The organism is Xanthomonas sp. NCPPB 2864 (genome assembly GCF_056675615.1).
Genome location: NZ_JBWWVS010000001.1, coordinates 607,188 through 633,824, shown reverse-complemented (window position 1 = coordinate 633,824; position 26,637 = coordinate 607,188). Strand labels below are relative to the sequence as shown.

The 26,637-nt window shown below is 64.0% G+C and carries 19 protein-coding genes and 2 pseudogenes; 11 read left to right on the top strand and 10 right to left on the bottom strand.

The window, feature by feature from the left end; translation table 11 throughout:
* Nucleotides 1-249: 249 nt before the first annotated feature.
* Nucleotides 250-1,716 (bottom strand): rhomboid family intramembrane serine protease, encoded by a 1,467-nt coding sequence (locus AC1KVE_RS02625; RefSeq protein WP_481091945.1) that lies wholly within the window; start codon nucleotides 1,714-1,716, stop codon nucleotides 250-252.
* Nucleotides 1,717-1,822: 106 nt separating this feature from the next.
* On the opposite strand from AC1KVE_RS02625, the gene greB reads away from it, so the two are divergent.
* Nucleotides 1,823-2,329, top strand: coding sequence for a transcription elongation factor GreB (gene greB, locus AC1KVE_RS02620; protein ID WP_024939541.1), 507 nt, complete (start codon nucleotides 1,823-1,825; stop codon nucleotides 2,327-2,329).
* Nucleotides 2,330-2,454: 125 nt separating this feature from the next.
* On the opposite strand, the gene rimO is transcribed toward greB, so the two are convergent.
* Nucleotides 2,455-3,828: a 30S ribosomal protein S12 methylthiotransferase RimO gene (gene rimO, locus AC1KVE_RS02615; RefSeq protein ID WP_434981964.1), complete on the bottom strand. Its 1,374-nt coding sequence runs from the start codon at nucleotides 3,826-3,828 to the stop codon at nucleotides 2,455-2,457.
* 180 nt (nucleotides 3,829-4,008) lie between these two features.
* Between rimO and AC1KVE_RS02610 the strand changes: the two genes are divergently transcribed.
* The 4 genes and pseudogenes from AC1KVE_RS02610 to AC1KVE_RS02595 all read left to right on the top strand — a co-directional run.
* A complete protein-coding gene (locus AC1KVE_RS02610) occupies nucleotides 4,009-4,671 on the top strand; it encodes a dienelactone hydrolase family protein (protein ID WP_016905084.1) in 663 nt (220 codons plus the stop codon).
* The gene (locus AC1KVE_RS02605) at nucleotides 4,668-5,105 is read left to right on the top strand and encodes an HIT domain-containing protein (RefSeq protein ID WP_024939538.1); all 438 of its coding nucleotides are present in this window, start codon (nucleotides 4,668-4,670) and stop codon (nucleotides 5,103-5,105) included. Before AC1KVE_RS02610 ends, AC1KVE_RS02605 begins: the two co-directional genes overlap by 4 nt.
* A 27-nt stretch (nucleotides 5,106-5,132) precedes the next feature.
* Nucleotides 5,133-5,300, top strand: coding sequence for a LiaI-LiaF-like domain-containing protein (locus tag AC1KVE_RS02600; RefSeq protein WP_006452352.1), 168 nt, complete (start codon nucleotides 5,133-5,135; stop codon nucleotides 5,298-5,300).
* Between the two features lie 475 nt (nucleotides 5,301-5,775).
* A pseudogene (locus tag AC1KVE_RS02595) lies at nucleotides 5,776-5,958 on the top strand (LiaI-LiaF-like domain-containing protein); the annotation flags it as partial.
* 11 nt (nucleotides 5,959-5,969) lie between these two features.
* Here AC1KVE_RS02595 and dcd read toward each other — a convergent pair.
* Nucleotides 5,970-6,539, bottom strand: coding sequence for a dCTP deaminase (gene dcd, locus AC1KVE_RS02590; RefSeq protein ID WP_010366727.1), 570 nt, complete (start codon nucleotides 6,537-6,539; stop codon nucleotides 5,970-5,972).
* A 96-nt stretch (nucleotides 6,540-6,635) separates the two neighbouring features.
* Nucleotides 6,636-7,487: an iron-sulfur cluster carrier protein ApbC gene (gene apbC, locus AC1KVE_RS02585; RefSeq protein ID WP_184609127.1), complete on the bottom strand. Its 852-nt coding sequence runs from the start codon at nucleotides 7,485-7,487 to the stop codon at nucleotides 6,636-6,638.
* A gap of 339 nt (nucleotides 7,488-7,826) precedes the next feature.
* Here apbC and AC1KVE_RS02580 point away from each other — a divergent pair, with 339 nt between their 5' ends.
* The 3 genes from AC1KVE_RS02580 to AC1KVE_RS02570 all read left to right on the top strand — a co-directional run bounded on the left by AC1KVE_RS02580 (nucleotide 7,827) and on the right by AC1KVE_RS02570 (nucleotide 14,942).
* Nucleotides 7,827-10,817 carry a TonB-dependent receptor plug domain-containing protein gene (locus AC1KVE_RS02580; RefSeq protein ID WP_481091946.1) on the top strand — a complete coding sequence of 997 codons (2,991 nt, stop codon included), beginning with the start codon at nucleotides 7,827-7,829 and terminating at the stop codon, nucleotides 10,815-10,817.
* Nucleotides 10,818-11,197: 380 nt separating this feature from the next.
* A complete protein-coding gene (locus tag AC1KVE_RS02575) occupies nucleotides 11,198-14,281 on the top strand; it encodes a TonB-dependent receptor (RefSeq protein WP_102253842.1) in 3,084 nt (1,027 codons plus the stop codon).
* Between the two features lie 295 nt (nucleotides 14,282-14,576).
* The gene (locus AC1KVE_RS02570) at nucleotides 14,577-14,942 is read left to right on the top strand and encodes a DUF6289 family protein (protein ID WP_146009970.1); all 366 of its coding nucleotides are present in this window, start codon (nucleotides 14,577-14,579) and stop codon (nucleotides 14,940-14,942) included.
* Between the two features lie 178 nt (nucleotides 14,943-15,120).
* Here the strand turns inward: AC1KVE_RS02570 and AC1KVE_RS02565 are convergent, their stop codons facing one another.
* Entirely contained in the window at nucleotides 15,121-16,716 is a 1,596-nt protein-coding gene (locus tag AC1KVE_RS02565) for a phytoene desaturase family protein (protein WP_184456331.1), read from the bottom strand.
* 339 nt (nucleotides 16,717-17,055) lie between these two features.
* On the opposite strand from AC1KVE_RS02565, the gene AC1KVE_RS02560 reads away from it, so the two are divergent.
* The 3 genes from AC1KVE_RS02560 to AC1KVE_RS02550 are packed head-to-tail and all read left to right on the top strand — an operon-like array spanning nucleotide 17,056 to nucleotide 21,732.
* Nucleotides 17,056-19,158 (top strand): M13 family metallopeptidase, encoded by a 2,103-nt coding sequence (locus AC1KVE_RS02560; protein ID WP_184456539.1) that lies wholly within the window; start codon nucleotides 17,056-17,058, stop codon nucleotides 19,156-19,158.
* The gene (locus AC1KVE_RS02555; protein ID WP_481091947.1) at nucleotides 19,159-19,683 is read left to right on the top strand and encodes a M13-type metalloendopeptidase; all 525 of its coding nucleotides are present in this window, start codon (nucleotides 19,159-19,161) and stop codon (nucleotides 19,681-19,683) included.
* 36 nt (nucleotides 19,684-19,719) lie between these two features.
* Nucleotides 19,720-21,732, top strand: coding sequence for a M13 family metallopeptidase (locus tag AC1KVE_RS02550; RefSeq protein WP_024939531.1), 2,013 nt, complete (start codon nucleotides 19,720-19,722; stop codon nucleotides 21,730-21,732).
* A gap of 369 nt (nucleotides 21,733-22,101) precedes the next feature.
* Here AC1KVE_RS02550 and AC1KVE_RS02545 read toward each other — a convergent pair.
* The 5 genes and pseudogenes from AC1KVE_RS02545 to AC1KVE_RS02525 form a co-directional block, all read right to left on the bottom strand.
* Nucleotides 22,102-22,257: pseudogene (locus AC1KVE_RS02545) on the bottom strand (rhomboid family intramembrane serine protease); the annotation flags it as partial.
* 138 nt (nucleotides 22,258-22,395) lie between these two features.
* Nucleotides 22,396-23,094, bottom strand: a complete 699-nt coding sequence (locus tag AC1KVE_RS02540; protein ID WP_054591556.1) for a rhomboid family intramembrane serine protease — start codon at nucleotides 23,092-23,094, stop codon at nucleotides 22,396-22,398.
* Nucleotides 23,095-23,134: 40 nt separating this feature from the next.
* Entirely contained in the window at nucleotides 23,135-23,542 is a 408-nt protein-coding gene (locus AC1KVE_RS02535; RefSeq protein ID WP_184456335.1) for an MGMT family protein, read from the bottom strand.
* 475 nt (nucleotides 23,543-24,017) lie between these two features.
* Complete coding sequence (gene gorA, locus AC1KVE_RS02530; RefSeq protein ID WP_104607866.1) at nucleotides 24,018-25,388, bottom strand: glutathione-disulfide reductase; 1,371 nt, start codon at nucleotides 25,386-25,388, stop codon at nucleotides 24,018-24,020.
* Nucleotides 25,385-26,635 (bottom strand): NAD(P)/FAD-dependent oxidoreductase, encoded by a 1,251-nt coding sequence (locus AC1KVE_RS02525; RefSeq protein ID WP_481091948.1) that lies wholly within the window; start codon nucleotides 26,633-26,635, stop codon nucleotides 25,385-25,387. The genes gorA and AC1KVE_RS02525 overlap by 4 nt, the downstream gene beginning before the upstream one ends.
* Nucleotides 26,636-26,637 lie beyond the last annotated feature (2 nt).

The following is a 26,637-nucleotide window of genomic DNA, read 5'->3' as shown; positions in this document are numbered from 1 at the left end:
GGACGTACTTGCGGCGTGTCCCGCGATGGTGGGCGGGTAAGGACCCTGCAGCAAGGTCGAAGATCGACTGCTCTGCAATTGATCCATCCGCGCTAGACAATTCTGCTCGAGGCAGAAGAAACAACAGCAACCCGGACCTCGCGTAGCAATGTCTTTCAAGTGCAGTCAAATGCCAGATCAAAAGCTCCGGTGAGTCGAGTACGGCGCCCTCACCGCTTGCGTTGGCAACACGGATCAAGCAGAAACCACTCACCCGTTCTTGAGCAAAAAGCGTGCCTTGCTGGCCTGTGCCTGCTCGGGAAACTGCTCCAGCAGCTGACGCAGCAAGCGCGTACGCTGCGCGCCGTCCTGCAGCTCGCCGTGCCGCAGGGCCAGTACGAACCAGTGGTGCGCCAGCTCGGCGCGCGGCATCGCCGACTCGCCTTCCTTCAACAGACGTTCGGCATCGGCCAACAATCCCGTGCGCAGACATGCGCCGATCAGCGCCATGCGTGCCGATGGCGCGTACTCAATTCCGGCCTTGCTCAGTTCGGCGGCGACTGTCAGCTGGATGCGCGTCTGCTCGGCGTGGTGCGTGTGCAGCTGCAACAGCGTCTGCGCATGCTGCACGCTGTCCTGGTTGCGTCCGGCATTGCGCGCGGTGCGGTAGCGCGCCAGCGCCACGTCCAGGTTATGCGGCTGTTCGCTGGCCAGCTCCGCCAACAGGCGCTCGGCTTCCACGTTCTCCATGCGTCCCAGATGCCGCTGCGCGCGCTCCCAACGATCGTCCACCAGCACTGCCTCGCTCTCCTGCATGAAGGCCGGGCGCGTGCGCCGCAACAGCACCAGTACGACACCGAGCACGGCGCCACTGACCAGCCCACCGGCGTGAGCTTCGAAGGCGACGCTGCCGTCGTCGCTCCATAGCAGGCTGTACAGCTCCCAGCCCAACCACAGCGGCAGCAGCAGGATCGCCGGCCCGCGGACGTAATCGAATACCACAAAGAACCAGTAGAAGAAGCGCACCTTGCGCCTGCCCCAGACCACGCAGAACGCGCCCATCAAGGCAGCGATCGCACCGGAGGCGCCCAGGCCGCCGCCCGGCGCGCCCCAGCGCCACCACAGGCTGGCCGCGCTGGCACCGAACCCGCCGAGCAGATACAGCAGCAGGAACCAGCCGCTGCCGATCGCACCTTCCAGCAAGGTGCCCAGCGCCAGCAGAAACAGCATGTTGCCCAGCAAATGATCGAAGCTGCCATGCAGGAAGGTGGCCGTCAGCATCCTCGCAGGTGACCACTCGGAGCTACGCTGCAGATGCCGCAACGTGAACACCTTGGACAGGCGCGCATCGTAGGGCGCGCGCAATGTGCGCCATTCGCGCAGACGCTGCTCGTCCTTGAACAATGCACCGCTGCGCAATGCCTCTGTAAAGACCAGGTCGTGCATCGTCAGCTGCGCCAGATAGGCAAGGCGTTGCCGCGCCGGCACGCTGTCCAGCCTGGCCTGGCGCGCAGCGCGCAACTTGGTGTCGTCGGTCTGCTGCAGATAGCGCTCGTGGGCTTGCGCCTCCACTGCACCGAGACCCGACTCGACGTAGTAGCGCACCGCGTTTTCGACCAGCGCATCGTCCTTGCGTTGATAGCCCAGGTACACCACCACATTGGCCAACACCAGCAGCAGCGTCACCCAGGGAATGTTCTGGCGCGACCAGGGTTTGTGCAGCGGCATCAGCAACATGACAACGTCCGTGTCCGAGAGAGCGCAAAGCTTCGCCGTGCGACGGCAGATGCGCAAGCCGGCCATGCGCGCTAGCATCGCGGCCCCGCTGTCCGATACACCGCCCATGAGCCGCTGGCGCCCGCCCGCCGAAAAAAGCACCGCACTGATCACGCCCGACGGCCACGCCCGGCTCAAGGCCGAGCTCGAAGAACTGTGGCGCGTGCGTCGGCCGGAGGTGGTGCGTGCGCTGGCCGCCGCAGCGGCAGAGGGCGACCGCTCGGAGAACGCGGAGTACACCTATCGCAAGAAGCAGCTGGGCGAGATCGACCGCCGCGTGCGTTATCTGAGCAAACGGCTGGAAGCGCTACGTGTGGTGGATACCGCACCGACCGATCCGCGCGCGGTGTTCTTCGGGGCACAGGTCGAACTGGAGGACGCCGACAGCGGCGAGCTGCTGCACTACCGCATCGTCGGCCCGGACGAAACCGACGCCGGACGTGGCTGGATCAGCATCGACTCGCCCTTGGCGCGCGCGCTGCTGAAAAAACGCGTGGACGACGAGTTCGAAGCACAGTTGCCGTCGGGCAAGCACACCTTCGTGGTGGTGTCGGTGGATTACGCTACCCAGTAGGCGAGTGACCACACTCTGCTGACCTGCGTGTAGGAGCGCACTTGTGCGCGATGGGGCGTTATCGATAAGGCCTCATCGCGCGCAAGCGCGCTTCTACGGATAGATGTGCCAGGACCAGCGTCCAGTTACACCATCTGCAGATTCAACGGACGTCCCTGCTGGATTGCGACATTGGCCGGCAATGCATCGCCGAACAGATCGTGCTCGTCACTGTCGGTGATTTCCACATCGACCAGGTCGCCGACCTTCAAGCCGCGCTCGCCGCCATTCTGGATATGCACCAGGCCGTCGATTTCCGGTGCGTCCGCGCGTGAGCGCGCCACCGCGATATCGTCCTCGATCAGGTCGACCAAGCATTGCTGCACGCTGCCGATCTTGGCCTCCAGCCGCGCGGCGGAGATCTCCGCCTGCCTGGCCATGAAGCGCGCCAGACGCTCCTGCTTGAGCTCTTCCGGCACCGGATCCGGCAACGCGTTGGCGCTGGCACCTTCCACCGGCGAATAGGCAAACGCGCCGACGCGATCGAGCTGGGCCTGATCCAGGAAGTCGAGCATGGATTCGAATTCGGCATCGGTCTCGCCGGGGAAGCCGACGATGAAGGTGGAGCGCACCGTGATCTCCGGGCACATCGCCTTCCAGCGCTGCACGCGCTCGAGGGTTTTTTCCACCGCGCCGGGCCGCTTCATCAGCTTGAGGATGCGCGGGCTGGCGTGCTGGAACGGGATGTCCAGGTACGGCAGCAGCTTGCCTTCGGCCATCAGCGGAATCACATCGTCCACGTGCGGGTACGGATACACGTAGTGCAGCCGCGTCCACACGCCCAGCTCCGACAGGCCTTCGCACAGCGCCTTCATGCGGGTCTGGTACATGCGATCGCGCCACGGGCGCTCGGCATATTTCAGGTCCACGCCGTAGGCCGAGGTGTCCTGCGAGACCACCAGCAATTCCTTGACCCCGCCACGCACCAGGCGTTCGGCTTCGCGCAGCACCTCATCGACCGGACGCGAGGCCAGATCGCCGCGCATCGAGGGAATGATGCAGAAGCTGCAACGGTGGTTGCAGCCTTCGGAGATCTTCAGGTACGCGTAATGGCGCGGGGTCAGCTTGATGCCGTAGTCGGGCACCAGATCCACGAACGGGTCGTGGCGCGGTGGCAATGCGGTGTGCACCGCCTCCATCACGCTCTGGTAGTCCTGCGGGCCGGACACCGCCAGCACCTGCGGGTAGGCCTCGCGGATCTGTTCCGGGCGCTTGCCCAGGCAGCCGGTGACGATCACCTTGCCGTTGGCGTTCATCGCCTCGCCGATCGCATCCAGCGACTCGGTCACCGCCGAGTCGATGAAGCCGCAGGTATTGACCACCACCACGTCGGCAGCGTCGTAACTGGGCACGATGTCGTAGCCCTCCACGCGCAACTGGGTGAGGATGCGTTCGGAGTCGACGAGCGCCTTCGGGCAGCCAAGGCTGACGAAGCCGACTTTGGGGTTCAGCTGGGACATGGAAGCAGGAGCCTGGGAACGGAGCGGCCTGGGGCCTGAGTGGAGCAATTATAGCGGCGCGCGGGCAGCGCTCTGAACCGCGCTGCAGGCAGGCAAGGTCATCTTAGCGAGACCCTCACCTGCAGCGCCGCCGATCCGGTCGATAATGCGCGCCTTCCCCCTACCGCAGCAGGAGTTCCCATGGGTCACTGGACCACGCTCGACACCCCCGACGGCCAGGTCGCCGCCTGGCACGCCACCCCGACCTCCAGCCCGCGCGGCGGCCTGGTGGTGATCCAGGAGATCTTCGGTGTCAACGAACATATCCGCGCGGTGGCCGACGATTACGCCGCACGCGGCTACGAAGTGCTGGCGCCGGCCTTCTTCGACCTGGAAGAGAAGGACGTGCAGCTGCCCTACGACCAGGAAAGCCTGCAGCGCGGCCTGGCACTGGCCAATGCGGTCGGCCTGGAGCGCGCGGTGGAGGTGGTCAAATCCGCCGCCACCCTGCTCGGCCGCGCCGGCAAGGTCGGCACCGTGGGCTATTGCTGGGGCGGCTCGGTGGCGCTGCTGTCGGCGATCCGCCTGGGCCTGCCCTCGGTGAGCTACTACGGCGGCCGCAACACCCAGTTGCTGGACGAAACCCCGAAGGCGCCGGTGATGTTCCACTTCGGCGAGCAGGACACCAGCATTCCGCCCGAGGCGATCCAGGCCCATCGCGAGAAGCTGCCGCAGATGGAAACCTTCGTGTATCCGACCGGCCACGCCTTCAATCGCAGCATCGACCCCACGCATTACGACGCCGACAGCGCCGAACGTGCACTGGAGCGCACCCTGGGCTTTTTCGAAGCGCATCTGGGATGAGCGGGACTGCAGCCGGCACGTCCGGGGCGAGCGGCTTCCAGCTCGATGCGCGGCTGGCCGCAGACAGCGTGTTCGTCGCCGACGGACCGCTGTCGCAGGTGCGGCTGATGGACGACAGCCGCTTCCCGTGGCTGGTGCTGGTGCCGCGGGTCGCCGATGTCAGCGAGTGGATCGATCTGGATGGCGGCCAGCAGCGTCTGTTGCTGGCCGAGATCAATCAGCTCTCGCAGTTGCTGCGGGTCGAGCCCGGGGTCGCCAAGCTCAATATCGGCGCGCTGGGCAACATCGTGCGGCAGCTGCACGTGCATCTGGTCGGCCGGCATCCGGGCGATGCGGCCTGGCCTGGCCCGGTCTGGGGCAGCGGCAGCGCGCAGCGCTTCGAGGCCGACGCGCTGCACCAGCATGTCGCTGCGTGGGCGCAGCGGCTACGATAGGCGCCCGTCTCACAACCACCTGTCCGCATGAAATCCAATGTCGTCGCCGCGCTGATCCTGATCCTCGTCGGCCTGCTGTTCCTGGCCAACAACCTGGGCTGGACCAATGTCAGTCTTGGCCGGCTGATCGCCACGTGGTGGCCGGCGGCGTTGGTCGCCTGCGGTGTGGGGATGTTGTTTGGGCGGGGCAAATAGTCGGGAATCGGGAATCGGGATTGGGGAATCGTAAGAACGTGCTTCTGGCGCTGTTGGTCCCCGAACTGTCCGGCTGTAGCTGCTGATCTGTCACTGATTGGATGCGGCAATGCGCCTTGAGGCGCGGCTCTTGCCTGTGCGCATGATGGGCGTTAGCGCCCAAAAATATGGAATGGAGCGATTCCAGCAGTCAGCCCCAGCGCCTGGTCAGAGCGCCGACATCCCTTCTCCCAGCAGGAGAAGGTGCCCCGAAGGGCGGATCAGGGGACGCGCGAAGCCTCATGCGCTAGCCGACTGCACCCGTAGAGAGGCAGGACTCCTGTATCCCCGGAACTGCCAGCGAACACGACACGGCCCCCAATACAGCCATGACCTTGCCGACATGACGTTTGTCATCTGCAAGTGTTGACTTCCGGCACCTGATCGGCCGGCGTGTTGCGCGCAGCATGGGCGCACACCTACCGAGGACATCGCCATGCACTATCGCCTGATTCCCGCCCTGTTCCTGATCACGCTGGGCACGCTGTTTCTGCTGGACAACCTCGGGCTGGCCCGTATCGACCTGGGCAACCTGGTGTCGACCTGGTGGCCGGCGTTGCTGATCGCCGCCGGCGTGCGCCAACTGCTGCGCCACCGCGACCTGCTGAAGGCCGCGGCTGCTCCACTGCATCAGGTGCGCGGCAGGGTCACGCCGGTCTGGCCCTGGTACTTGCCGCCGCGGTCCTTGTACGAGGTCTCGCAGACTTCGTCGGACTGGAAGAACAGCATCTGCGCCACGCCTTCGTTGGCGTAGATGCGCGCCGGCAGCGGCGTGGTGTTGCTGAATTCCAGCGTGACGTGGCCTTCCCACTCCGGCTCCAGCGGGGTCACGTTGACGATGATGCCGCAGCGCGCATAGGTGCTCTTGCCCAGGCACACCACCAGGGTGTCGCGCGGGATGCGGAAGTATTCCACCGTGCGTGCCAGCGCGAAGCTGTTGGGCGGGATGATGCACACATCCGATTCGATATCGACAAAGCTGCCCGGATCGAAGTGCTTCGGGTCGACGATGGTCGAGTTGATGTTGGTGAAGATCTTGAACTCGCGCGAGCAGCGCACGTCGTACCCGTAGCTGGAAGTGCCGAAGCTGACGATGCGCTGGCCGGCGGCATCGTGCTTGATCTGGCCGGGTTCGAACGGCTCGATCATCGCGTGCTGTTCGGCCATGCGCTTGATCCAGCGGTCGCTCTTGATGCTCATGCGGTGTTCCTTGAAGACGGAAGGCGGCAGGCCGAGCGGCCCGCGCGAAAGGCAACGAATTCTAGCAAGCGGCCGGCACCAGCGCCGGCCTGCGCGCTACAGCAGCGACGCCGAAATCGGGATGCTGGCGCGCGGCCGCTTGCCCAGCTCCTCGGACAGGCGCGCGGCAGCGGCCAGGTAGGCCTGCGCTGCCGCAGACTCCGGCGCGGCCACCACGATCGGCTGGCCGACATCGCCCTGCTCGCGGATCGCGATCGCCAGCGGCAACGACCCCAGCAAGGGCACGCCGTACTGGGCGGCCATGCGCTCGCCGCCGCCTTCGCCGAACAGGTGCTCGCGGTGGCCGCACTGGCTGCAGGTGTGCACCGCCATGTTCTCGACAATCCCGAGCACCGGCACCTCGACCTTTTCGAACATCTTCAAGGCCTTGCGCGCATCCAGCGTGGCGATGTCCTGCGGCGTGGTGACGATGACCGCGCCGGCCACCGGGATCTTCTGGGACAAGGTCAGCTGGATGTCGCCGGTGCCCGGCGGCAGGTCGATCAGCAGGTAATCCAGGTCGTCCCACAAGGTGTCGTTGAACAGTTGGGTCAATGCCGAGGTCGCCATCGGCCCGCGCCAGATCATCGGCGTGTCCTGATCGACCAGCAAGCCGATCGACATCGCTTCGATTCCGAACGCGCGCAAGGGCTCGATCGACTTGTTGTCCGGGCTGTCCGGCCGCCCGCTCAGGCCCAGCATCGCCGGCACGCTCGGCCCGTAGATGTCCGCGTCCAGTACGCCGACGCGCGCGCCCTGCTGACGCAAGGCCAGCGCCAGGTTCACCGCGGTGGTGGACTTGCCCACCCCACCCTTGCCGGAGCCCACCGCGATCACATTGCGGATGCGTGGATGCGGCGCCAGCGCCCCCTGCACCGCATGCGCGGGGATTCTGCGCTCGCCGCTCATGCGCGTGCGCTCCGGGAGGGGTCGATCGCCTTGCTTGAAGCGTATTGCACCATCGTCGTCATTGCCTGCCTGATTCGTCGTGCGCTGCCAACACAGCGATGGCTGCATCGCCAGGCGCAGCGCATGGGAAGACCGGCAGTTTACCGGCTCGGCCACAGGCAGATGCGTTTCAAGCTGCCACCAGACATCGGCGCTGCTCGCTTACTTATGTGTCAAATGGCGACAAATTTCACAAATGTGGACACATGATTAAGGAATTGTTACGTTCGAGATTCAGTTCAGCCAGCGCTCAGCGAGCACAGCTGTTTCGCAAAATCCCAGCGAGGAATCCGCAAGGTCATGTCGAGCCGTCTTCCGCAACACACCCCGCGTCATCGTTTGAGCACCGCGTTGTTTGCGGTGCTGGCCGCTTCTGCCGGCCACGCTGCCGCGCAGTCAGAAAACGGGCTCGCACCCGGCACCACCGATCTGGACAAGGTCACTGTCACCGGCTCGCGCATTGCGCGTACCGGCTTTGTCACGCCCTCGCCGGTCACCGCAATCAGTGCCGAGGAAATCCGCGCCACCGGCGCGACCACCATCAGCGACCTGATGGCGCGCATGCCGGCGCTGGCACCGAGCTACACACTGGGCAATTCCACCCGCTTCATCGGCACCGCCGGCCTTGGCCTGCTCGACCTGCGCGGCATGGGCGTGGACCGCACCCTGGTCCTGGTCAACGGCCGCCGCCACGTGGGTTCCAGCCCGGGCTCGACTGCGGTGGACGTCAACACGATTCCGGTGGAATGGGTGGAACGCGTCGAAGTCATCACCGGTGGTGCCTCGGCCGTCTACGGTGCCGACGCAGTGGCCGGCGTGGTCAACTTCATCCTCAAGAAGACCTTCACCGGATTCGAGACGCGCGCGCAGACCGGTCTGGCCGATGAGGGCAATTACAACCGCTCCTTCGCCAGCTTCTCGGCAGGCAGCGACTTTGCGGACGGCCGTGGCAACATCGCGGTGTCGGGCGAATACAGCAAGCAGGACCGCTTCGGTCGCGGCAACCGCGCCATCGGCCGCGAGTACCTGGTGTCGGTTCAGAACCCCGCGTTCGATCCGAGCCAACCGCCGAGCGAGCGCAATCCGCAGAACGTGCTCAGCGGCCCGGGCGGCAATCATTCCACGTCCTACGGCGGCACCTTCAACCTGGGTACCTTCGATTTCCGCAACCCGGCCAGCTATGGCAACCGCTACCTGTTCAACCAGGACGGCAGCTTCCGCCGCAACCGCTACAACGGCACGGTGGTCAGCAACACCTCGTGCGTGGACTGCGATTTCGTCGATCTGAATGCGGTCGCCGACCTGCAGCCCGGCTTCGATCGCAAGAGCGTCAATACCATGATCAACTTCGAGGTCAGCGAGAACCATCGCCTGTTCTTCGAAGGCAAGTACAGCGAGACCGATTCGGAATTCTTCGGCCAGCCGGCCTTCGACAGTTCGCTGCGCGTGCGCCGCCAGAATCCGTATGTCAGCCCCGAACTCGGTGCGCTGATGGATTCGCGCGGTGCCACGCAGATCCTGATGAACCGCTTCAACGTCGATGCCGGCCGTCGCGGCGAGAACATCGAACGCAAGACCTATCGCGCAGTGCTCGGTGCCGAGGGCAACTTCACCGATAACTGGAGCTATGACGTATCCGCCAACTACGGCAAGACCACGGTCGACCGCCTGAACCTCAACAACCGCATCAACGAGCGCTGGCAGGCCGGTATCGATGCCGCACGTGATGCCAGCGGCAACATCGTCTGCCGCACTACGCTGGATCCGAACGCGATCAATCCGCACACCAATCGCGTCTATTCGGCGCTGGCACGCGAAGGCTGCGTGCCGTTCAGCGTGTTCGGCAACGGCGCGGTGACCCCGCAAGCAGCCGCATGGTTCAACACCACCGCGCGCTCGCAGGCCAAGATCCAGCAGACCGTGTTCAGCGCATCGGTGGCCAACAGCAACCTGCTGTCGCTGCCGGCCGGCGACATCGGATTTGCCGGTGGCGTGGAATACCGCAAGGAGCAGAGCGAGGAAATCACCGATCCGCTGGCGGCCTCGGGCGCGACCTTCCTCAACGCCATCCCCAACAGCGGTGGCGAATATACCGTCAAGGAAGTCTTCGTCGAGAGCACCATTCCGTTGCTTGCCGGCCTGCCGGGCGTGGACCGGTTGGCGCTGGATGTGGCAGGACGCTATTCGGACTACGACAGCATCGGCTCGACCAAGACCTGGAACGTGGGCCTGGACTGGACCATCATCCCGTCGCTGCGTCTGCGCGGCACCGTGGCACAGGCAGTGCGTGCGCCCAGCATCGGTGAGCTGTACGACTCGCAGAGCGAAAACTTCGCGACCATCAACGACCCCTGCAACTACCTGCCGACCAACACCAACCGCCCCGGCACCGCAGGCGATGCGGCATTGCGCCAGGCCAACTGCAGTGCGCTGGGTGTGCCGGTGGGCTGGATCGATACCTTCACCTCCACCCGCCCCGGCGTGAGCGGCGGCAACCCGGAACTGAAGCCGGAGCGCGCGCGCAGCCTGTCCTATGGCTTGGTGTGGCAGCCGGAGTTCTTCGACGGCTTCGGCATGTCGATCGACTACTGGCGCATCGACCTGCAGGACGCGATCGGCACCGTGACCGCAGAGACCAATGCCACGCGCTGCGTGGACAACCCAGGCGGCATCAACAACAGCTTCTGCGGCTTCGTGCAGCGCGCCCCGCTGGGTGGATTCACCGACCCGCAGGGCCGCATCTACCCCGAGCACAGCATCATCGGCTGGCAGGCGCTCAACGAAAACCTGTCACGCTCGCGGCGTGTGGGCGTGGATCTGGAAATGGACTACCGCTTCCAGCTCGGCGAAGGCAACACCGTGCTGCGCCTTGTCGGTACGCGCCTGATCCAGTCGCGCGAATGGGTGTTCCAGGACTTCCCGGCAGAGTACGACGAGTACGTGACATACGTGACCGACCCGCGCTGGCGCGCGCAGTTCCAGACCAAGTACAACTGGAACGAATGGCGTGCCTCGTGGGACATGAACTATGTGGACGGCAACCTGCGCGTGACGCCGGAAAGCTACAACAGCAATCCGGGCTCGGCCAGCCCGATCAAGAACGGCTCGTACACCTACCACAACTTCCAGTTCGGCTATCAGTTCCCCGGCTCGAAGATCGACGTCTACCTCGGCATCGACAATGCCTTCGACAAGGACCCGCCGCGCAACTACTTCGGCTCGGACTTCACCTCCGCGCTGTACGACAACATCGGCCGGTTCTTCTACCTGGGTACGACTGTCAGGTTCTGAGCGCTGTTGACGATGCATCGAAAAGACCCCGTTCGACGGGGTCTTTTTTTGACTTCATGTTTCATATGAAACCAGTAACTCCGGACGCGACACTCTCAAGATGAACGCGGCGCCATGTAGCGTTCGGTTAGTCGGCGCAATGTCATGCCGCATCGCACGCACTGACAAAAATGAATACTCGTGACGAACACGTCAGCGATTGTTCGCATGCCCTGCAATTTGTGCGCAGATCCGCATATTTGATGCGGATCTCGCCCTTTTCATTAACCAATCATTCAAACCGCTTGCGACCCAGACCACACATTCATTACGTTCGGGTTAAGGCCATCTGACTCTCCGGTGACCGCCACTTCTCCCGATACCCAGCTGAAAGGTTAGGAATGAGCAATCAAATTCGTCGCCATGCCCTCAAGCGCACCGCTCTGGCTGTTGTGCTCGGCGCCTGTCTCGCCAATGGCGCGGTCTACGCACAAAGCACCACCGGCAGCATCTACGGTAGCGCTCCCTCGGAAGCCGGCAGCACCATCGTCGTTCAAAGCGACACCGGCCTCAGCCGGACGATCACCATCGACGCCAACGGCCGTTACAACCTCGGCTCGTTGCCGGTCGGTGCTTACACCGTCACCTTGAAGCGTGGCGATCAGGTCGTCGACACCCGCAAGAACGTGCAGCTGCGCGTGGGATCCGGCACCGAGGTGTCGTTTGCTGGCGCAGCTGCCAGCGGCAGCACCGATGCAACCACGCTCGGCGCGATCACGGTCACTGCCGCCAATGCACCGAAGATCGACGTCAGCTCCACCAGCTCGCGATCGGTGATCACGTCCGAACAGCTGGCAACCCTGCCGCTGGGACGCAGTGCAGAAGCGATTGCGCTGCTTGCTCCCGGTGCTGTCTCGGGTGCCGGCGCATTCAACAACGGTTCGCGCTCCGTCGTGTCTTTCGGCGGCTCGGGCGTTACCGAAAACGCGTATTACATCAACGGCTTCAACGTCAGCAATCCGCTGAGCAACCTGGGCGGCGTCAGCCTGCCCTATGGCGCCATCGACCAGCAGGAAACCTATACCGGCGGCTATAGCGCCAAGTACGGCCGCTCCACAGGCGGCGTGATCAACCAGCTCGGCAAGCGCGGCACCAATGAATGGCATTTTGGTGTGCAGACCGTTTGGGAGCCAGATTCTCTGGCGAGCTCGCGTGGTGACGTGTGGTACCCCAATGCAGCGCTCCCAGATGGGTACGAATACGATACGCCAGACCAACCGGGCACCTTGTACCGCGCCGGCAAGGACAACAAGCAAACGCGCACTGTCTACAGTGCATACGCTGGCGGCCCGCTGATCGAGGATAAACTTTTCATTTTTGTGGCTGGTGAAAGTGAAAAAGTTGACGGAGTAGGCACGAACGCCAGCAATGCAAGCATCCAGGCCCGTAATAATTACGAATACAGCACTCCAAAGTTTTACGGAAAAGTCGACTGGAATATCAACGACAGCAACATCCTTGAATACACGCGCGTTCAAAATACTGATCGCCGTAGTGGCTACTACACCTCGTTTGATTACGATGGCCTAGTGAGTGGCGATCGCACCGGAACCTATCCAGATACATTCAAGATCAAAGACAGCTACGACATCTTCAAGTACACAAGCTACTTGACGGACGATCTGACCTTGAACGCTACATGGGGACGCAGCAACCAGCATAATCAGCAATTCAACCCATTTGTTTCCGACCTGCCGTTCCTTGGGAGCGTCACTAGCCAGAACCCTGCACTGAACGGCGGTACGCCGATCCGCAACAATCAGACGACCAACCGCGCGAAGGCAGAGGATCCGATCAACAAGACTCGCAGCCTGCGTCTGGAGTTGAACTATCGATTGGGTGACCACGACATCACCGCCGGCGTGGACAACATGTACTTCAATGCCTATGACGAGGGCGTACGCACCACCGGCCCCGGCTACCAATGGATCTATGGACGCGCTCTCACAGAGCAGACACCAGTACGTCCAGGACTGGGCGTCGGTGCTCCCGGAGCTGGCTCCAACGGGTTCTACGCCCAACAACGTATTTTCACCACCACCACAAGCATGGCAGTGGAGCAAAAAGCGTATTACTTGGAAGATCGCTGGCAGGTTAACGACAACTGGCTGCTGACGCTGGGCATCCGCAATGACCAGTTCACCAACTTCAACAGTGATCATGTCGCCTACGTGGATAGCGGTGACCAGTGGGCTCCGCGTCTCGGAGCGAGCTGGGATGTTTTTGGCGACTCATCTTTGAAGATATTCGCTAATCTCGGCCGTTACTACCTGGCGCTTCCTAATAGCGTTGCCATCCGTGGCGCGTCGGCATCGACCTACACCGATCAATATTTCACCTATACCGGCATCGACGCCAACGGCGAACCAACTGGCTTGACGCCGTTCGGGCCGGGACCGGTTTCAGCCAACGGCGAATTTGGCCAAGCACCCAATCCAGGAGCATTTGCTCCAAGCGACTTGAAGTCGCAGTACCAGGATGAGTTGATTCTTGGCTTTGAAAAGACGATTGGTGAAAGTTGGAACTCCGGCGCCAAGGCAACGTATCGGAAGCTGGAAGCGGCAATCGACGACGTCTGCGACATGCATAACGATGACTACACCGCACGTGGCGACCTGAAACTTGCATCGCAAGGAATTGATCCCAGGACCATCGACACTCCGTATTGCGTTATTTTCAATCCGGGCAAGACCAACACCTATAATCTCGCAAATCGCGATGGATCGGGCTTTACCCAGCTGCAAATGTCCCAATCGGACTGGGGCTTCACCGATAAGGCCAAGCGCAGTTACATTGCGGTTGACCTCTTTTTGGAACACCCGTTCGATGAGAAGTGGTACGGCCGCATCGATTACACCTGGTCACATAGCTATGGTAATACCGAAGGCCAAGTCAAGTCCGATATCGGGCAATCTGACGTTTCTAAAACGCAGGACTGGGATGCGGCGGCGTTGATGTACTATGCAGGCGGCAGCTTGGCAAATGATCGTCGCCATCAACTGAAAGCGTTCGGCGCCTATCAGATCACGCCAGAATGGATGGCATCAGCTACCCTGCGTGTCATGTCAGGCACACCCGTTTCCTGCCTGGGCTATTTCAACGATCCAGAAAACCCGGATCCGATCAGCTACGGATCGGCTTATCACTATTGCGGCGGCCAGCCTTCGCGACCCGGTGATGCTGGCCGGACCCCCTGGATTAAGAACGTCGACCTGGGCGTGACATATCGTCCTTCGTTCGCCGAACACAAGTTTGCTCTGGGGCTCCAGGTATTCAACGTCCTTAATGATCGCGCTGTCACTCGCATCGACGGAGTTTATGAAACAGATCCCGGCCTGGTTTCAAATACATATGGAATTGGCCTAGAAAACTATAGCTACAACACTCCGCGCTATGTGCGCCTGTCTGCATCCTACGACTTCTGATCGCAACCACCGGAAGCGTCGCTTTGACGCTTCCGGTGAATTAATGGATCTTGATTAGTCCCGACTCTTAATCACAGCGACTCTGTACCTCTTGCTCTTTAAACTATCCCACCTCGCTTTGCCCATAAATTTCCGACTGAAAAACGTGGACTGAGCGACACCGGGGTTGGACATGCTAGAAACGCAAGGGGAAATGGCCCCATCTGCAAAACTACAAGCTATTCGTCAGGACTAGTCAGGAAAAGGGTACGACCTACGCCTCAAGGGATTTGAGGCACAACAAGGAGCCAGTTGAATGAAAACGGTACTTTTGGCGGCAGTCTCTTTGGCAATAAGCGCACTTGCTGTCACCACTGAAGCAAACGCAGCGACGCAGTACGGCCGTACCTGGATGTGGTTCGACGCTAACGAAAACCTAGTTGGCCAAAGCATCCTGTATTGCAGTAATCAGACTGAGCATCAGGGCACGACGTCGACCGTCAAGCGCGTCGTCATCAGCTATGCATGCGATACGCGCAACGTGAACTCGATCGCCTACACCGAGGTGTCGCAGCAGTTACGCGCTGACTTTTGCGATACGTGGGGACAGGGAATGTGTGAAGACGGCCCATGGCCTAACGGCTACTTGACCAGCCCGTGGCAGCGCGGTTTGTACAACTGATAATCGAAGATCTGACTGAGGCCGGCCTTGCTTTCATTTGATTAGCCCTGACGGTTAGTTGCAGGAATTCCGCGCCTTCCCTAAGTCAGCCAATCAGTTAGTGCATTGCTCCAAGGCCCTGGTTCTCCAGGGCCTCCTTATCTGTTTGCAGGGGCAGAGTGCGCCTTGAAGATAGATGTCAATCACCCAAAATCACCCGCGCTGCATTATGCCCAGGCGCTCCGGTCACTCCGCCGCCCGGATGCGTGCCGGATCCACACAGATACAGCCCGGCAATCGCGCCGCGATAGGCGCCCTGCCCAAGCATCGGGCGTGCGCTGAAAAGTTGATTGAGGCTGAGGGCGCCGTGGAAGATATCGCCGCCGGTCAGCCCGAAGATGCGTTCCAGATCGAGCGGGCTGAGGATCTGCCGGCCCAGTACCGAGGCCGCGAATCCGGGAGCGTAGCGCTCGACCGTCGCGATCATCAACTCGGCGACTTGCTCACGATGATCGTCCCAATGCCGGCCATCCGGCAGCTGCGGTGCCACGTGCTGGCAGAACAGGCTGGCCACGTGTTGCCCGGGCGGTGCCAGCGTGTCGTCCAGCGTGCTGGGAATCAGCAACTCGACCACCGGTTCGCGTGACCATCCCGAAGCGCGCGCGTCCTGCCAGGCACGGTCCATGTAATCCAGGCTGGGCGCCAGGATGATGCCGGCAGTCAGATGATCGCCCGTGCCCGGCAAGGCGGTGAAATCCGGCAGCCGCGAGAGCGCGACATTCATGCGGAAGGTGCCCGATCCGCAGCGGTAATGCGCCATGCGCTCGCGTGTCGCCGCGGGGACATCGTCCGGCTGCATCAAGCGCTGATACAGCAGCTTCGGATTGACATTGGCCACCACTGCACGCGCACGCAGCGTCTCTCCTTGAGCGGTGATGACACCGACCGCACGCCCCTGCTCCACCAGCACGCGCGCCACTGCGCAGCCGGTGCGAATCGTCACGCCAGAGTCGCGCGCACTGGCGGCCATCGCCTGGGTGATCGCGCCCATGCCGCCGATGGCGTGCCCCCAGGCGCCTTTGACGCCATTGCTTTGCCCGAAAACGTGATGCAGCAACACGTAGGCGGTGCCCGGCGTGTAGGGGCTGGCGTAATTGCCGACGATGCCGTCGAAGCCGAATAGCGCCTTGATCGGTGCGCTTTCGAACCAGCGATCCAGATACTCGGCGGCCGAAATCGTGAACAGGTCGAGCAGCTCCTGCCGCAACGCGAGCGGTAGCTCCTGCAGCTGCAGCCCCAGCTTGCCCGCGCGCCATAGCTGCGGCAACGCGCGCAGCCATCCACCATCGCTGACATCCGGCGGTGGCTGCAATGCCAGCGCACGCAAGACATCGGCCAGTTGCTCTAGGCGCGCTTCATAGGCAGGCAATGCAGCGGCATCGCGCGCGGAGAACTTGCCGACTTCCAAGGCAGTACGCCCCGCGCCGGCCAGCAGGTACTCGCCAGTGGGCAATGGCAGAAAGTTGTTGATGCGGCGCGCCACCACGCGCAGGCCATGTCGCTCCAGGTCAAGATCGGCGATGACCTTGGGTTGCAGCAACGACACCGTGTACGCCGCCACCGAGTTGCGAAACCCCGGATGGAACTCTTCGGTGACCGCTGCGCCGCCGACGACGTCGCGCGCTTCCAGCACCACTACCCGCTTGCCGGCTTTGGCCAGGTAGGCGGCGCAGACCAGGCCATTATGGCCAGCGCCGATGATCAGGGCATCCAACGGTTCGGAGGCGGTAGGCATGCGCTTGTATATAGCACTGCTTGCACAGCAGGAGCATTCAGGTACTCGCCCCTCTCGACTGCCGCCCGCGCAACGACACAGACTGCCGGACCAGGTAGGCACAGCCTCAAGCCACAGCGCACAGGATGCGAAAACACCGGGCCGCCACTGCGCTGGTGCCCTGCGCAGGACTGCCGCCCATCCGGACACCGTCGGGCCGGTTCACCTACACATGCCGCACCCATGACCTTCGACACCATGCCATCCGGCTGGCGAGGCGTAGAGTGCCGGCCACAGCCCCCGCGACGGGGCTTCCCACATCTGCTCCTGGAGCCCTTTGTGATTCGTACACCTCATTTGTTGACCCTGTCCCTGGCCGTGGCCGCCGCGCTGAGCGGTTGCAAGAAATCCGAAGACGCCGCGCCGGCCGCGCCCGCTGCCGATACCGCCACAACCACCCCGGCGGCTCCCAAGGCGCTGACCCTGGACCAGAGCAAGCTGCCGGCCGTGAACCAGTTCACCGCCGCCGACCTGGATACCAACGGCAACGCCTGCACGGATTTGAATGCGTACGCCAACGCCAAGTTCCTGGCCGCCAACCCGGTGCCGAGCGATCGCACCAGCTGGGGCGCGTTCGAGATGCTCGACGAGCGTTCCAATGCGATCCAGCAGCAGTTGGTCGAACAGGCCGCGGCCGACACCAGCGCCACCGGCGTGGAAAAGATCGTCGGCGACCTGTGGTCCACCGGCATGGACGAGGCCAAGATCAACGCCCAGGGCATCGAGCCGCTGAAGCCGGAACTGGCCGCGATCGACGCCATCAACGACCAGGCCAAGCTGGTCGACTATCTGCGCAGCAGCGCCGCCAAGGGCAACAACGAGCTCTTCAGCTTCGGCGCCGAGGCCGACTTCAAGAAATCCAGCCAGAACATCGCCTATGCCATGCAGGGCGGCCTGGGCCTGCCGGATCCGGAGTACTACACCAGCGCCGCCAACAAGGCCAAGCTGGAGGCCTACCAGGCGCACGTGGCCAAGGTGCTGGAACTGTCCGGCGTGGCCGCGGCCGATGCCGCCGCGCAGGCCAAGCAGGTGGTCGCGTTCGAGACCCGTCTGGCCAAGGTCTCCAAGACCAGCACCCAGATGTCGCGCGATGCCTCGCTGGCCTACAACCCGATCTCGCCGGCCGATGCCGACAAGCTGACCCCCAACTGGTCGTGGACCGAGTTCTTCAAGTCGCAGGGCGTGGCCACGCCGGAGATGTTCTCGCTGGCGATACCGGCCTTCCACCAGGAAGTGAGCAAGATGATCGCCGACACCGATCCGGCGATCTGGCGCGCCTACCTGCGCTTCCACACCGTCGATGGTGCCTCGCCGTTCCTCAGCCAGCCGTTCGTCGATGAGAACTTCGCGTTCTACAACCAGACCCTGCGCGGGCAGAAGCAGATCAAGCCACGCTGGAAGCGTGTGCTGGCGACCATCAATGGCCAGACCGGCGAAGCGCTGGGCCAGATGTACGTCCAGGTTGCCTTCCCGGCCGACTCCAAGGCCAAGATGGAAACCCTGGTGACCAACCTGCGCACCGCGCTGAAGGCCCGCATCGAAAAGCTGGACTGGATGAGCCCGGAGACCAAGACCAAGGCGATCGCCAAGTGGGAAAGCTTCACGCCCAAGATCGGCTACCCGGAAAAGTGGCGCGAGTGGAACGGCTTGAACACCAGTCGCGACAGCTACCTGGGCAACGTGATGGCCGCGTCCGAGTACAACTACAAGTGGAACCTGTCCAAGATCGGCAAGCCGGTGGACAAGACCGAATGGGGCATGAGCCCGCAGACGGTCAACGCCTACTACAACCCGTTGCAGAACGAGATCGTGTTCCCGGCCGCGATCCTGCAGCCGCCGTTCTTCGACCCGAATGCGCCGGAGGAAATGAACTACGGCGGCATCGGTGCGGTGATCGGGCATGAGATGACCCACGGCTACGACGACCAGGGCAGCCGCTTCGGTGCCGATGGCAACTTCATCGCCGATCCGGGTTGGTGGACGCAGAAGGATCTGGACGCCTTCAAGGCACGCACCGGCAAGCTGGTCGCGCAGTTCGACGGCTATCGCACCCCGGCCGGCGACAAGGTCAAGGGCGATCTGACCCTGGGCGAAAACATCGCCGACCTGGGCGGCCTCAACACCGCCTACGACGCGATGAAGACCGCCACCGCCGGCAAGGACGACCCCAAGACCGACGGCATCACCCGTGACCAGCGCTTCTTCCTCAACTGGGCCACGGTGTGGCGCCGCAACTTCACTCCGGAAGAACTGGTGGTGCGCCTGAAGACCGATCCGCACGCGCCGGCCAACTTCCGCGCCATCGGCGCGCCGTCGAACATGCCGGCGTTTGCCGCCGCGTTCTCGTGCAAGGCCGGCGATGCGATGGTGCGTCAGGGCGATCAGCAGGTCGTGATCTGGTAATTGCGCAAGTGCGGTAGTTCGGGCGGGCGGCGATCGAAGATCGTCGCCCGTTTTTTTTGCTTCGGTTTTTCTGTTGCGTCCGCGGGGAAATCACGGCCGGCCACATGCATCGCCATCGCCGTCACTGCATCCAGCCCCCACCCCGAACACGCGCTGACGATCGATGGGTACCGCCCGGAACGACGCTTCTTCCCGGGCTTTGCGCGCAACTGGCGCGAACAGATCCGCGAGCAGCAGCAACTGGCCTATCTGGCCCCGGGCCCGCATGCGCCCGGCAGCCTGCGCGCCAATGCCGTCCCCTCGGACATTCCGTCCTTCGCACAGGCCTTCGCATGCAAGGCAGGTGCTCCGATGGTGCGTGCCGAAAGAGACCGCGTGGTGATCTGGTATGCGGCTGCAAGCGCTTTCAGCTCGATCGCAACATGCACAGGCCCGCGCTTGCGGGCCTGTCGCATTCATGCAAGCGGCCGACACCGAAGACCGGCAGCAGCTCGCGCCCGCCTGTACGGGGCGCAGCCTTGCTAAACTCCGCCGACTTCAATCTGGCCACCCTTCTTCTCGATGCCCACCATTCGTCCGCTTGCCCTCGCTCTTGGCTTCAGCCTGATCACGCTGCTGTCCGCCCCCGACGCCGACGCCGCTCGCAAGAAGAAGGCCGCTCCCAAGGCCCCGGCCGTGTCGGCGGCCTGCACCGATTTCTACGATTACGCCAATGCCGGCTGGCTCAAGGCCAACCCGGTGCCGCAGGCCGGTGCCGTCACCGCGCTGGGCCAGCTGTCCGAGCGCGCACTGCAGCAGCAGCGCGAGTTGCTGGATGCGTCGATGAAGGCGCCGCAGGGCAACGTGCAGAAATTGCTCGGCGACTTCTGGGCCAGCGGCCTGGACGAGGCCTCCGTCGAAAAGGATGGCTCCAATCCCATCGCCCCCTTGCTGTCGCGCATCGACGCGATCAAGAAGGCCAAGGATGTGCCCGCTTCCATCGCAGCACTGCATCAGGTCGGCATCCCGGTCGGCTTCAACTTCGGCCCGGACGTGGACCTGAAGGCGCTGGATCGCCACATCGGGTATTTCATGCAGGGCGGCATGGGCCTGCCGGACCCGGCGTTCTACACCCGCACCGACGCCGACACCCAGGCGCTGATGGGCCGCTACCGCGCCTACGTCAAGCAGATCCTGGCGCTGACCGGCACCCCGGCCGACAGGCTCGACGCCGATGCCGCCTCGGTGCTGCAGATCGAGACCGCGCTGGCGCGCAGTGCGCAGTCGGTGCAGGGCATCAACAACCCGTTCAACAACTACGCCCCGATTGCCACCAAGGAGCTGACCAAGCAGTACAAGAATCTGCGTCTGGCCGACTTCCTGGAGGCGCAGGGCGTCAAGGACGACCTGGTGTCGATGGCCGACCCGGCCATGTTCAAGCAGCTCGACAGCATGATCGTCAGCATCAAGCCGGACCAGTGGAAGGCCTATCTGCGCTGGCGCGTAGGCGATGCGATGGCGCCGTACCTGTCCAAGAGCTTCCACGATGCCGAGTACCAGTTCCGCGGCCGTCTGCTGCGTGGCGATGCGCTGCCGCCGCAGCGCTGGCAGCAGGTGCTGGACGCGATCAATATCGCCGCCGGCCCAATGCTCGGCCGCGAATACGTGGCGCGTTACCTGAGCAGCGACACGCGCCGCCAGGCCGAAGCGATCGCCGACCAGGTACGCGACGCGCAGCTGGCCGCGCTGGAGCGCACCGGCTGGGGCAACGGTGAAGTGATCGCCGAAGCCAAGGCCAAGCTGGCGGCGATGAAGATCGAAGTCGGCGCACCGCGTCGCGATCTGGATTACACCGTGCAGCCGATGGGCCGCGGCAGCTTCGGCGGCAACATGCTGATCGCCTCGACCTGGCGTCACCGCGAGGAGATGAAGCGCATCGGCAAGGGCAACGCCGACCGTCGCTGGGACGTGTTGCCGCAGCAGCCGGCAGTGGCCTACGACATTGCGCAGAACCGCCTGATCATCACCGCCGCCGTGCTGCAGGCACCGGTGCTCACCGCCGGCAGCACCCCGGCCGCGCAGTACGGCGCTTACGGCGCGCTGGTCGCCCACGAAATGACCCGTGCCATCGACGCCAAGGGCTCGCTGGTGGATGCCAAGGGCGAGTTGCGCAGCTGGTGGACGCCGGCCGAGAAGAGCAGCTGGACCATGCTGACCGGCAAGGTGGCCAGCCAGTTTGGTGCCTACCCCTACCCGGGCGTGCCCAACGTCAAGGTCAACGGTGCGCAGACCGCCGAAGAAAACCTGGCCGACCTGGCCGGCGTCGAACTGGCCTGGCAGGCCTTCAGCAAGGCACAGCCAGCGGCCACCGAGGCCGACAAGCAGGCGTTCTTCACCGCCTGGGCCGGTTTGTGGGCCCAACAGCTGTCGCCGAACGAAGCGGTGCAGCGTGCCAGCGCCGACATCCGGGCGCCGGGCCAGTGGCGCACCAACGGCCCGCTGTCCAACCTGCCGGAGTTCGGTGCGGCATTCAGCTGCAAGGCCGGCCAGCCGATGCAGCGCGTGGATGCCGAGCAATTGAAGATCTGGCGCTGAGTCAAGCGCCAGGAAGTCACTGGCAATCAACACGCAGTGGCAGGCAATAAAAAAAGAGCGCGGACTCCGCGCTCTTTTTTTGTGTCTGGCAGTCCATCCATCCCAACGCTTGGTAGGAGCGGCCCCGGCCGCGATGAAGCCTTACCGGTAACGCCCCATCGCGGCCAGGGCCGCTCCTACGGATCAGCGTGGATCTGCCACGCCCGGCTGCCCGTCATCCATCCGCTGCTTGCCTGAAAACGCACGCTCGGTAGGAGCGGCCCCGGCCGCGATGAAGCCTTACCGGTAACGCCCTATCGCGGCCAGGGCCGCTCCTACGGATCAGTGTGGATCCGCCACGCCGCGACTATTTCAACGCATCACACGCATTCAACGCACCACACGCAGCGGCGGCTTGCGCCCCTTGCCACCACTCTTCCTGCCGCCGCTGCCGCCAAACGGCGGCTGCCCGCGCCAGTAACGGATCATCAGCCAACCGAACAGCATGCCGCCCAGATGCGCAAAGTAGGCCACGCCCGGCTGCCAGTCATCCATCCGTTGCTTGCCTGACAACGCACGCTTGGTAGGAGCGGCCCCGGCCGCGATGAAGCCTTACCGGTAACGCCCCATCGCGGCCATGGCCGCTCCTACGGATCAGCGTGGATCTGCCACGCCGCGACTACCTCAACGCACCACACGCAGCGGCGGCTTGCGCCCCTTGCCACCACCCTTCCCGCCGCCGCTGCCGCCAAACGGCGACTGCCCGCGCCAGTAGCGGATCATCAGCCAGCCAAACAGCATGCCGCCCAGATGCGCAAAGTGGGCCACGCCCGGCTGCCAGCCGGTCGCACCCAGGAACAGTTCGATCGCACCGAACACGATCACGAAGGTGCGCGCCTTCATCGGGATCGGCGGAAACAGCAGCATCACCCGCTGATTGGGGAACAGCATGCCGTAGGCCAGCAACAGACCGAACACCCCGCCCGACGCCCCCACCACCGGCGCCCCGCTCTGGGTGAACCAGGCCATCAGCAACTGGCACACGCCGGCACCGGCTACGCACACCAGGTAATAGGTCAGAAAGCGCTTCTGCCCCCAGGTCTGCTCCAGCGCCGCGCCGAACATGAAAAGCGCCAGCATGTTGAAGAACAGATGGTTGAAACCGCCATGCAGGAACGCATAGGTCAACAACTGCCATGGCATGAAGCTGGCGCCGGGCGAGAACGCATCGAAGCCATTGGAAATCGGCCATAGCATCAACGAGGACAGCGCCGCATCGGAGGGCAGCACGCCGGCGCCCAGGTCGCCCAGTGCCCATTGCAGCAGGAACAAGCCAATATTGGCGATCAACAACGCTTTGGTGACGGGCGGCAGTTGGGGCATGACGGCATCCTTCGGAATGCCAACCATCATAACGGCAGGCTTATGAAGGTCCCCACACGGCGGCATCCAACCGCTGCGCGGCGCTGGCACGGCGCACCCGGCCCTGCTCGACCACCACGCCTTCGGCACGCAGCCGCCGGCATTGCTCACGGTAGCCGGACGAGCCTTCCGGCAACGCGATCCGGCCATCGCTGCGCAGCACCCGGTGCCACGGCAGCTGCGGATCATCATTGCCGCTGAGCACGCGCGCCACCAGCCGCGCCCGCCCGGGCAGGCCGGCGCGTAGTGCGACCTCGCCATAGCCGGCAACCTGGCCGGAAGGTATTGCCCGAATCGCCGCAAGAATGCGCAGCCGCGCCTGTTCGCCGGAGAGCGGCTCGGCGTTGGAGGCGGCACGCGCAGATGGATTGGCGGATCGACGCGTCGTTGGTTTGCGGGGCTTGGACATCGCGCAAGGATGCCAGCTATGGGATTGAAATCCCTCTTCCGTCCGAGCGAGGAGGCAGTGTTTGCGCGCTCTCGGTGCGCGTGTCTTGACGCGCCTTGGCCGACAGCGCGAAGCGGGATTGAGGTGAGGGTTCGGGCGGCACGAGGCTCGGCGGACAAGCAGCGCGGCCAACTTCCATGCAGGGCCGATGAGGCATGGCCGGCCGTGAACGTCGGATCGGCAGTTGATTGATGCATCGACTTTACCGAACCCTCACCCCAACCCCTCTCCCGAGGGGAGAGGGGCTTTGATCCGCTTGCTTGCGGGGGCCTGGCCTGCGTCAAGCGCACTTACGTCGGTGCCGGAGTGGTGTGCCCTGTTGCGCGGGGCTGCAGCAAGTTATGAAACGCAGGGGCCGACGCCAGTCCCTGCATCCGGCAGGGCGCTGATGCCCTCGTCGGCCCGGTCACAACTGCCGCACCAATGCATCAGTGCATCAGTGCATCAACACGATCTCTTCCGACGAGGTGGGATGGATCGCCACGGTCTCGTCGAAGTCGCGCTTGGTCGCACCCATCTTCACTGCCACCGCAAAGCCCTGCAGCATTTCGTCGGCGCTCTCGCCCAGCAGATGCACGCCGACCACGCGCTCCTGTTCGCCCACACAGACCAGCTTGAACAGGCTGCGCTGCGGCGCGTCGGCCAGCGCGTGCAACATCGGGCGGAAGTTGCTGCGGTAGACACGCACCGCGCTGCCGTGCCGCGCGCGCGCCTGCTCCTCGGTCAGTCCGACCTGCCCGAGCGGCGGATGCGAGAACACCACGCTCGGCACGCCTTCGTAGTCCATGCGCGCATCCGGCTGCTTGCCGAACAGGCGATCCATCAACTTGCGTCCCGCCGCGATTGCCACTGGCGTCAGTCCGACCTTGCCGCCGACATCGCCGATGGCATGGATGTTCGGCACGCTGGTGGTCTGGCCTTCGTCCACCACCACCTCGCCCTTGTCGCCCAGGCGCACCCCGACCTCTTCCAGACCCAGCCCCGCCGTGTTGGCGCGCCGGCCGGTGGCGAAAAACACCTTGTCGAAGACGTCGTTGCCCTGCTCGCTGGGGTGCGCGGGATGACCATGCACACGCAGCCTGCCTTCTGCATCGCGCTCCAGGCCGGTGGTGGAAAACCCGAAATGCAGGCGCACGCCCAGGTGCCGCAGGTTGTCGGCCAGTTGCAGGGTCAGCTCGGCATCGAAGCGCTCCAGCAACCGCTCGCCCTGCACGAACAGATGCACCCGGCTGCCCAGCGCCTGCAGCAGGCCGGCGATCTCCACCGCGATATAGCCGCCGCCGATGATCGCCACCTGCGCGGGCGCATGACAGAGATTGAAGAAATCGTCGGACACCTCACCGTGCTCGGCACCTTCGATGTCCGGGCGCAGCGGATGCGCACCGGTGGCGATCACGATGTGCTCGGCGGTCACCGGCACGCCGTCGCCGCCCATGATGGTATGGCGATCCTGCAACACACCGCGCTGCGGAATCATGACCACGCCATCTTCGTCGAGGCGGCGCCGATAACTGGCGTGGATGTTGCCGATGTAGCCCTGCCGGTGGGTGACCAGTTCCTGCCACGCCAGGGTCGGTCGCGGCACATCGAAACCCAGCGCCCCGGCCAGCTCGATCTTGCCGGCCAGATCGGCCGCCAGCCACATCGCCTTCTTCGGCACGCAGCCGAGATTGACGCAGGTGCCGCCCAATTCGTTCGGCTCCATCATCGCCACGCGCGCGCCATACTTGGCCGCGCGAAACGCAGCGGCCAGTCCACCGGAGCCGCCTCCCAGGATCACCACGTCGTAGTCGTACCGGGCACTCATGCGAAGCGCTCCGCCCGGTAGGGGTGCGGGTCCAGCGCAGGTGCGCGGCCCGTGATCAGGTCGGCCATCAGTTGTCCGCTTGCAGTGCTCATGCTGATACCGAGCATGCCATGTCCGGCTGCGAGCCAGACGTGAGGACGGCCCGGCACCGCGCCCAGCACCGGCACGTCGTCCCAGGTCATCGGCCGCCATCCATACCAGCGCTCGATCACGGCCGGGCCGGCCGGCGCATGCAGATAATCGGCCGCTGCGCGCTCCAGTGCCGCCAGGCGCGTGGGGTTGAGGTGGGTGTCGTGCCCGGAGAATTCCATCGTGCTCCCGATACGCAGACGATCGCGCCATGGCACCACGAACACCCAACGGTCCTTCAGCACCACCGGGCGACGCGGCATCAGCGCCGGGGCGGTATAGGTGATCGAATAACCCTTGCCGGCCTGCACCGGTAGACGCAATCCCAGTTGCGCCGCCAGCAGCGGCGACCACGGGCCGGTTGCGATGACCACCTCGCGCGCCTGCAGTCGCCCACGCGCGGTGTGCACGCACGCGCCACGTGCGTCCGGCACCACCGCATCGACGCAGCACTGCGCCTGGATCACCGCACCGCGCGCGCGCAGCACTCTTGCCAGTTCTGCGGTGTAACGCTCCGGGCGCAGATGCGCATCTCCGGGGAAATGGATCGCACCGGCAATGCCCGCGCGGAATGCCGGATCCTGGCGCACGTAGTCGGCACCCTCGATCATCTCGGCCTGGATACCCCACTGCGCAAGCACGTTGCACTCGTGGCGATAGTGCGCAAAGCGGCGCGGATCGGCAAACACGTAGTCCAGCCCATCGCTGCGAAATTCGCAGTCCAGCGCATAGCGCTCGACCCAGTCGTCGAAGCGTTGCCGCGCATCGCCCAGCAACGCCGCGCGCGCCTGCGCGCTGGCCTGCCAGTGACGCGTATTGCAGCGCTGCGCGAACTGCAGCAACCAGCGCCACAGCGCCGGGTCCAGACGTGGCCGGATATACAGCGGCGCGTCCGGCGTCAGCATCCACTTCAGCGCCTGCGCGATCATGCCCGGCGATGCCAGCGGCGGCGCATGGCTCGGCGTGATGGTGCCGCAGTTGCCGTACGACGTCGCCGCACCCACCGCGCCGGCGTCGAGCACGTGCACCTGCCGGCCCGCTTCGACCAGTGCCAGCGCAGTCGCCAGCCCAATGGCGCCGGCACCGACCACCACCACATCGACAGGCGCGGCGCTCATGT

Bases quoted from the DNA above. Each gene is read 5' to 3' on its own strand.
- dcd (WP_010366727.1), bottom strand. From the start codon at position 6,539: ATGAGCATCAAGAGCGACCGCTGGATCAAGCGCATGGCCGAACAGCAC.
- AC1KVE_RS02600 (WP_006452352.1), top strand. From the start codon at position 5,133: ATGAAATCCAATGTCGTCGCCGCGCTGATCCTGATCCTCGTCGGCCTG.
- AC1KVE_RS02525 (WP_481091948.1), bottom strand. From the start codon at position 26,635: ATGAGCGCCGCGCCTGTCGATGTGGTGGTGGTCGGTGCCGGCGCCATT.
- rimO (WP_434981964.1), bottom strand. From the start codon at position 3,828: ATGTCCCAGCTGAACCCCAAAGTCGGCTTCGTCAGCCTTGGCTGCCCG.
- greB (WP_024939541.1), top strand. From the start codon at position 1,823: ATGAGCCGCTGGCGCCCGCCCGCCGAAAAAAGCACCGCACTGATCACG.
- AC1KVE_RS02565 (WP_184456331.1), bottom strand. From the start codon at position 16,716: ATGCCTACCGCCTCCGAACCGTTGGATGCCCTGATCATCGGCGCTGGC.
- AC1KVE_RS02550 (WP_024939531.1), top strand. From the start codon at position 19,720: ATGCCCACCATTCGTCCGCTTGCCCTCGCTCTTGGCTTCAGCCTGATC.
- gorA (WP_104607866.1), bottom strand. From the start codon at position 25,388: ATGAGTGCCCGGTACGACTACGACGTGGTGATCCTGGGAGGCGGCTCC.
- AC1KVE_RS02610 (WP_016905084.1), top strand. From the start codon at position 4,009: ATGGGTCACTGGACCACGCTCGACACCCCCGACGGCCAGGTCGCCGCC.
- apbC (WP_184609127.1), bottom strand. From the start codon at position 7,487: ATGAGCGGCGAGCGCAGAATCCCCGCGCATGCGGTGCAGGGGGCGCTG.
- AC1KVE_RS02625 (WP_481091945.1), bottom strand. From the start codon at position 1,716: ATGTTGCTGATGCCGCTGCACAAACCCTGGTCGCGCCAGAACATTCCC.
- AC1KVE_RS02580 (WP_481091946.1), top strand. From the start codon at position 7,827: ATGTCGAGCCGTCTTCCGCAACACACCCCGCGTCATCGTTTGAGCACC.
- AC1KVE_RS02535 (WP_184456335.1), bottom strand. From the start codon at position 23,542: ATGTCCAAGCCCCGCAAACCAACGACGCGTCGATCCGCCAATCCATCT.
- AC1KVE_RS02570 (WP_146009970.1), top strand. From the start codon at position 14,577: ATGAAAACGGTACTTTTGGCGGCAGTCTCTTTGGCAATAAGCGCACTT.
- AC1KVE_RS02540 (WP_054591556.1), bottom strand. From the start codon at position 23,094: ATGCCCCAACTGCCGCCCGTCACCAAAGCGTTGTTGATCGCCAATATT.
- AC1KVE_RS02605 (WP_024939538.1), top strand. From the start codon at position 4,668: ATGAGCGGGACTGCAGCCGGCACGTCCGGGGCGAGCGGCTTCCAGCTC.
- AC1KVE_RS02575 (WP_102253842.1), top strand. From the start codon at position 11,198: ATGAGCAATCAAATTCGTCGCCATGCCCTCAAGCGCACCGCTCTGGCT.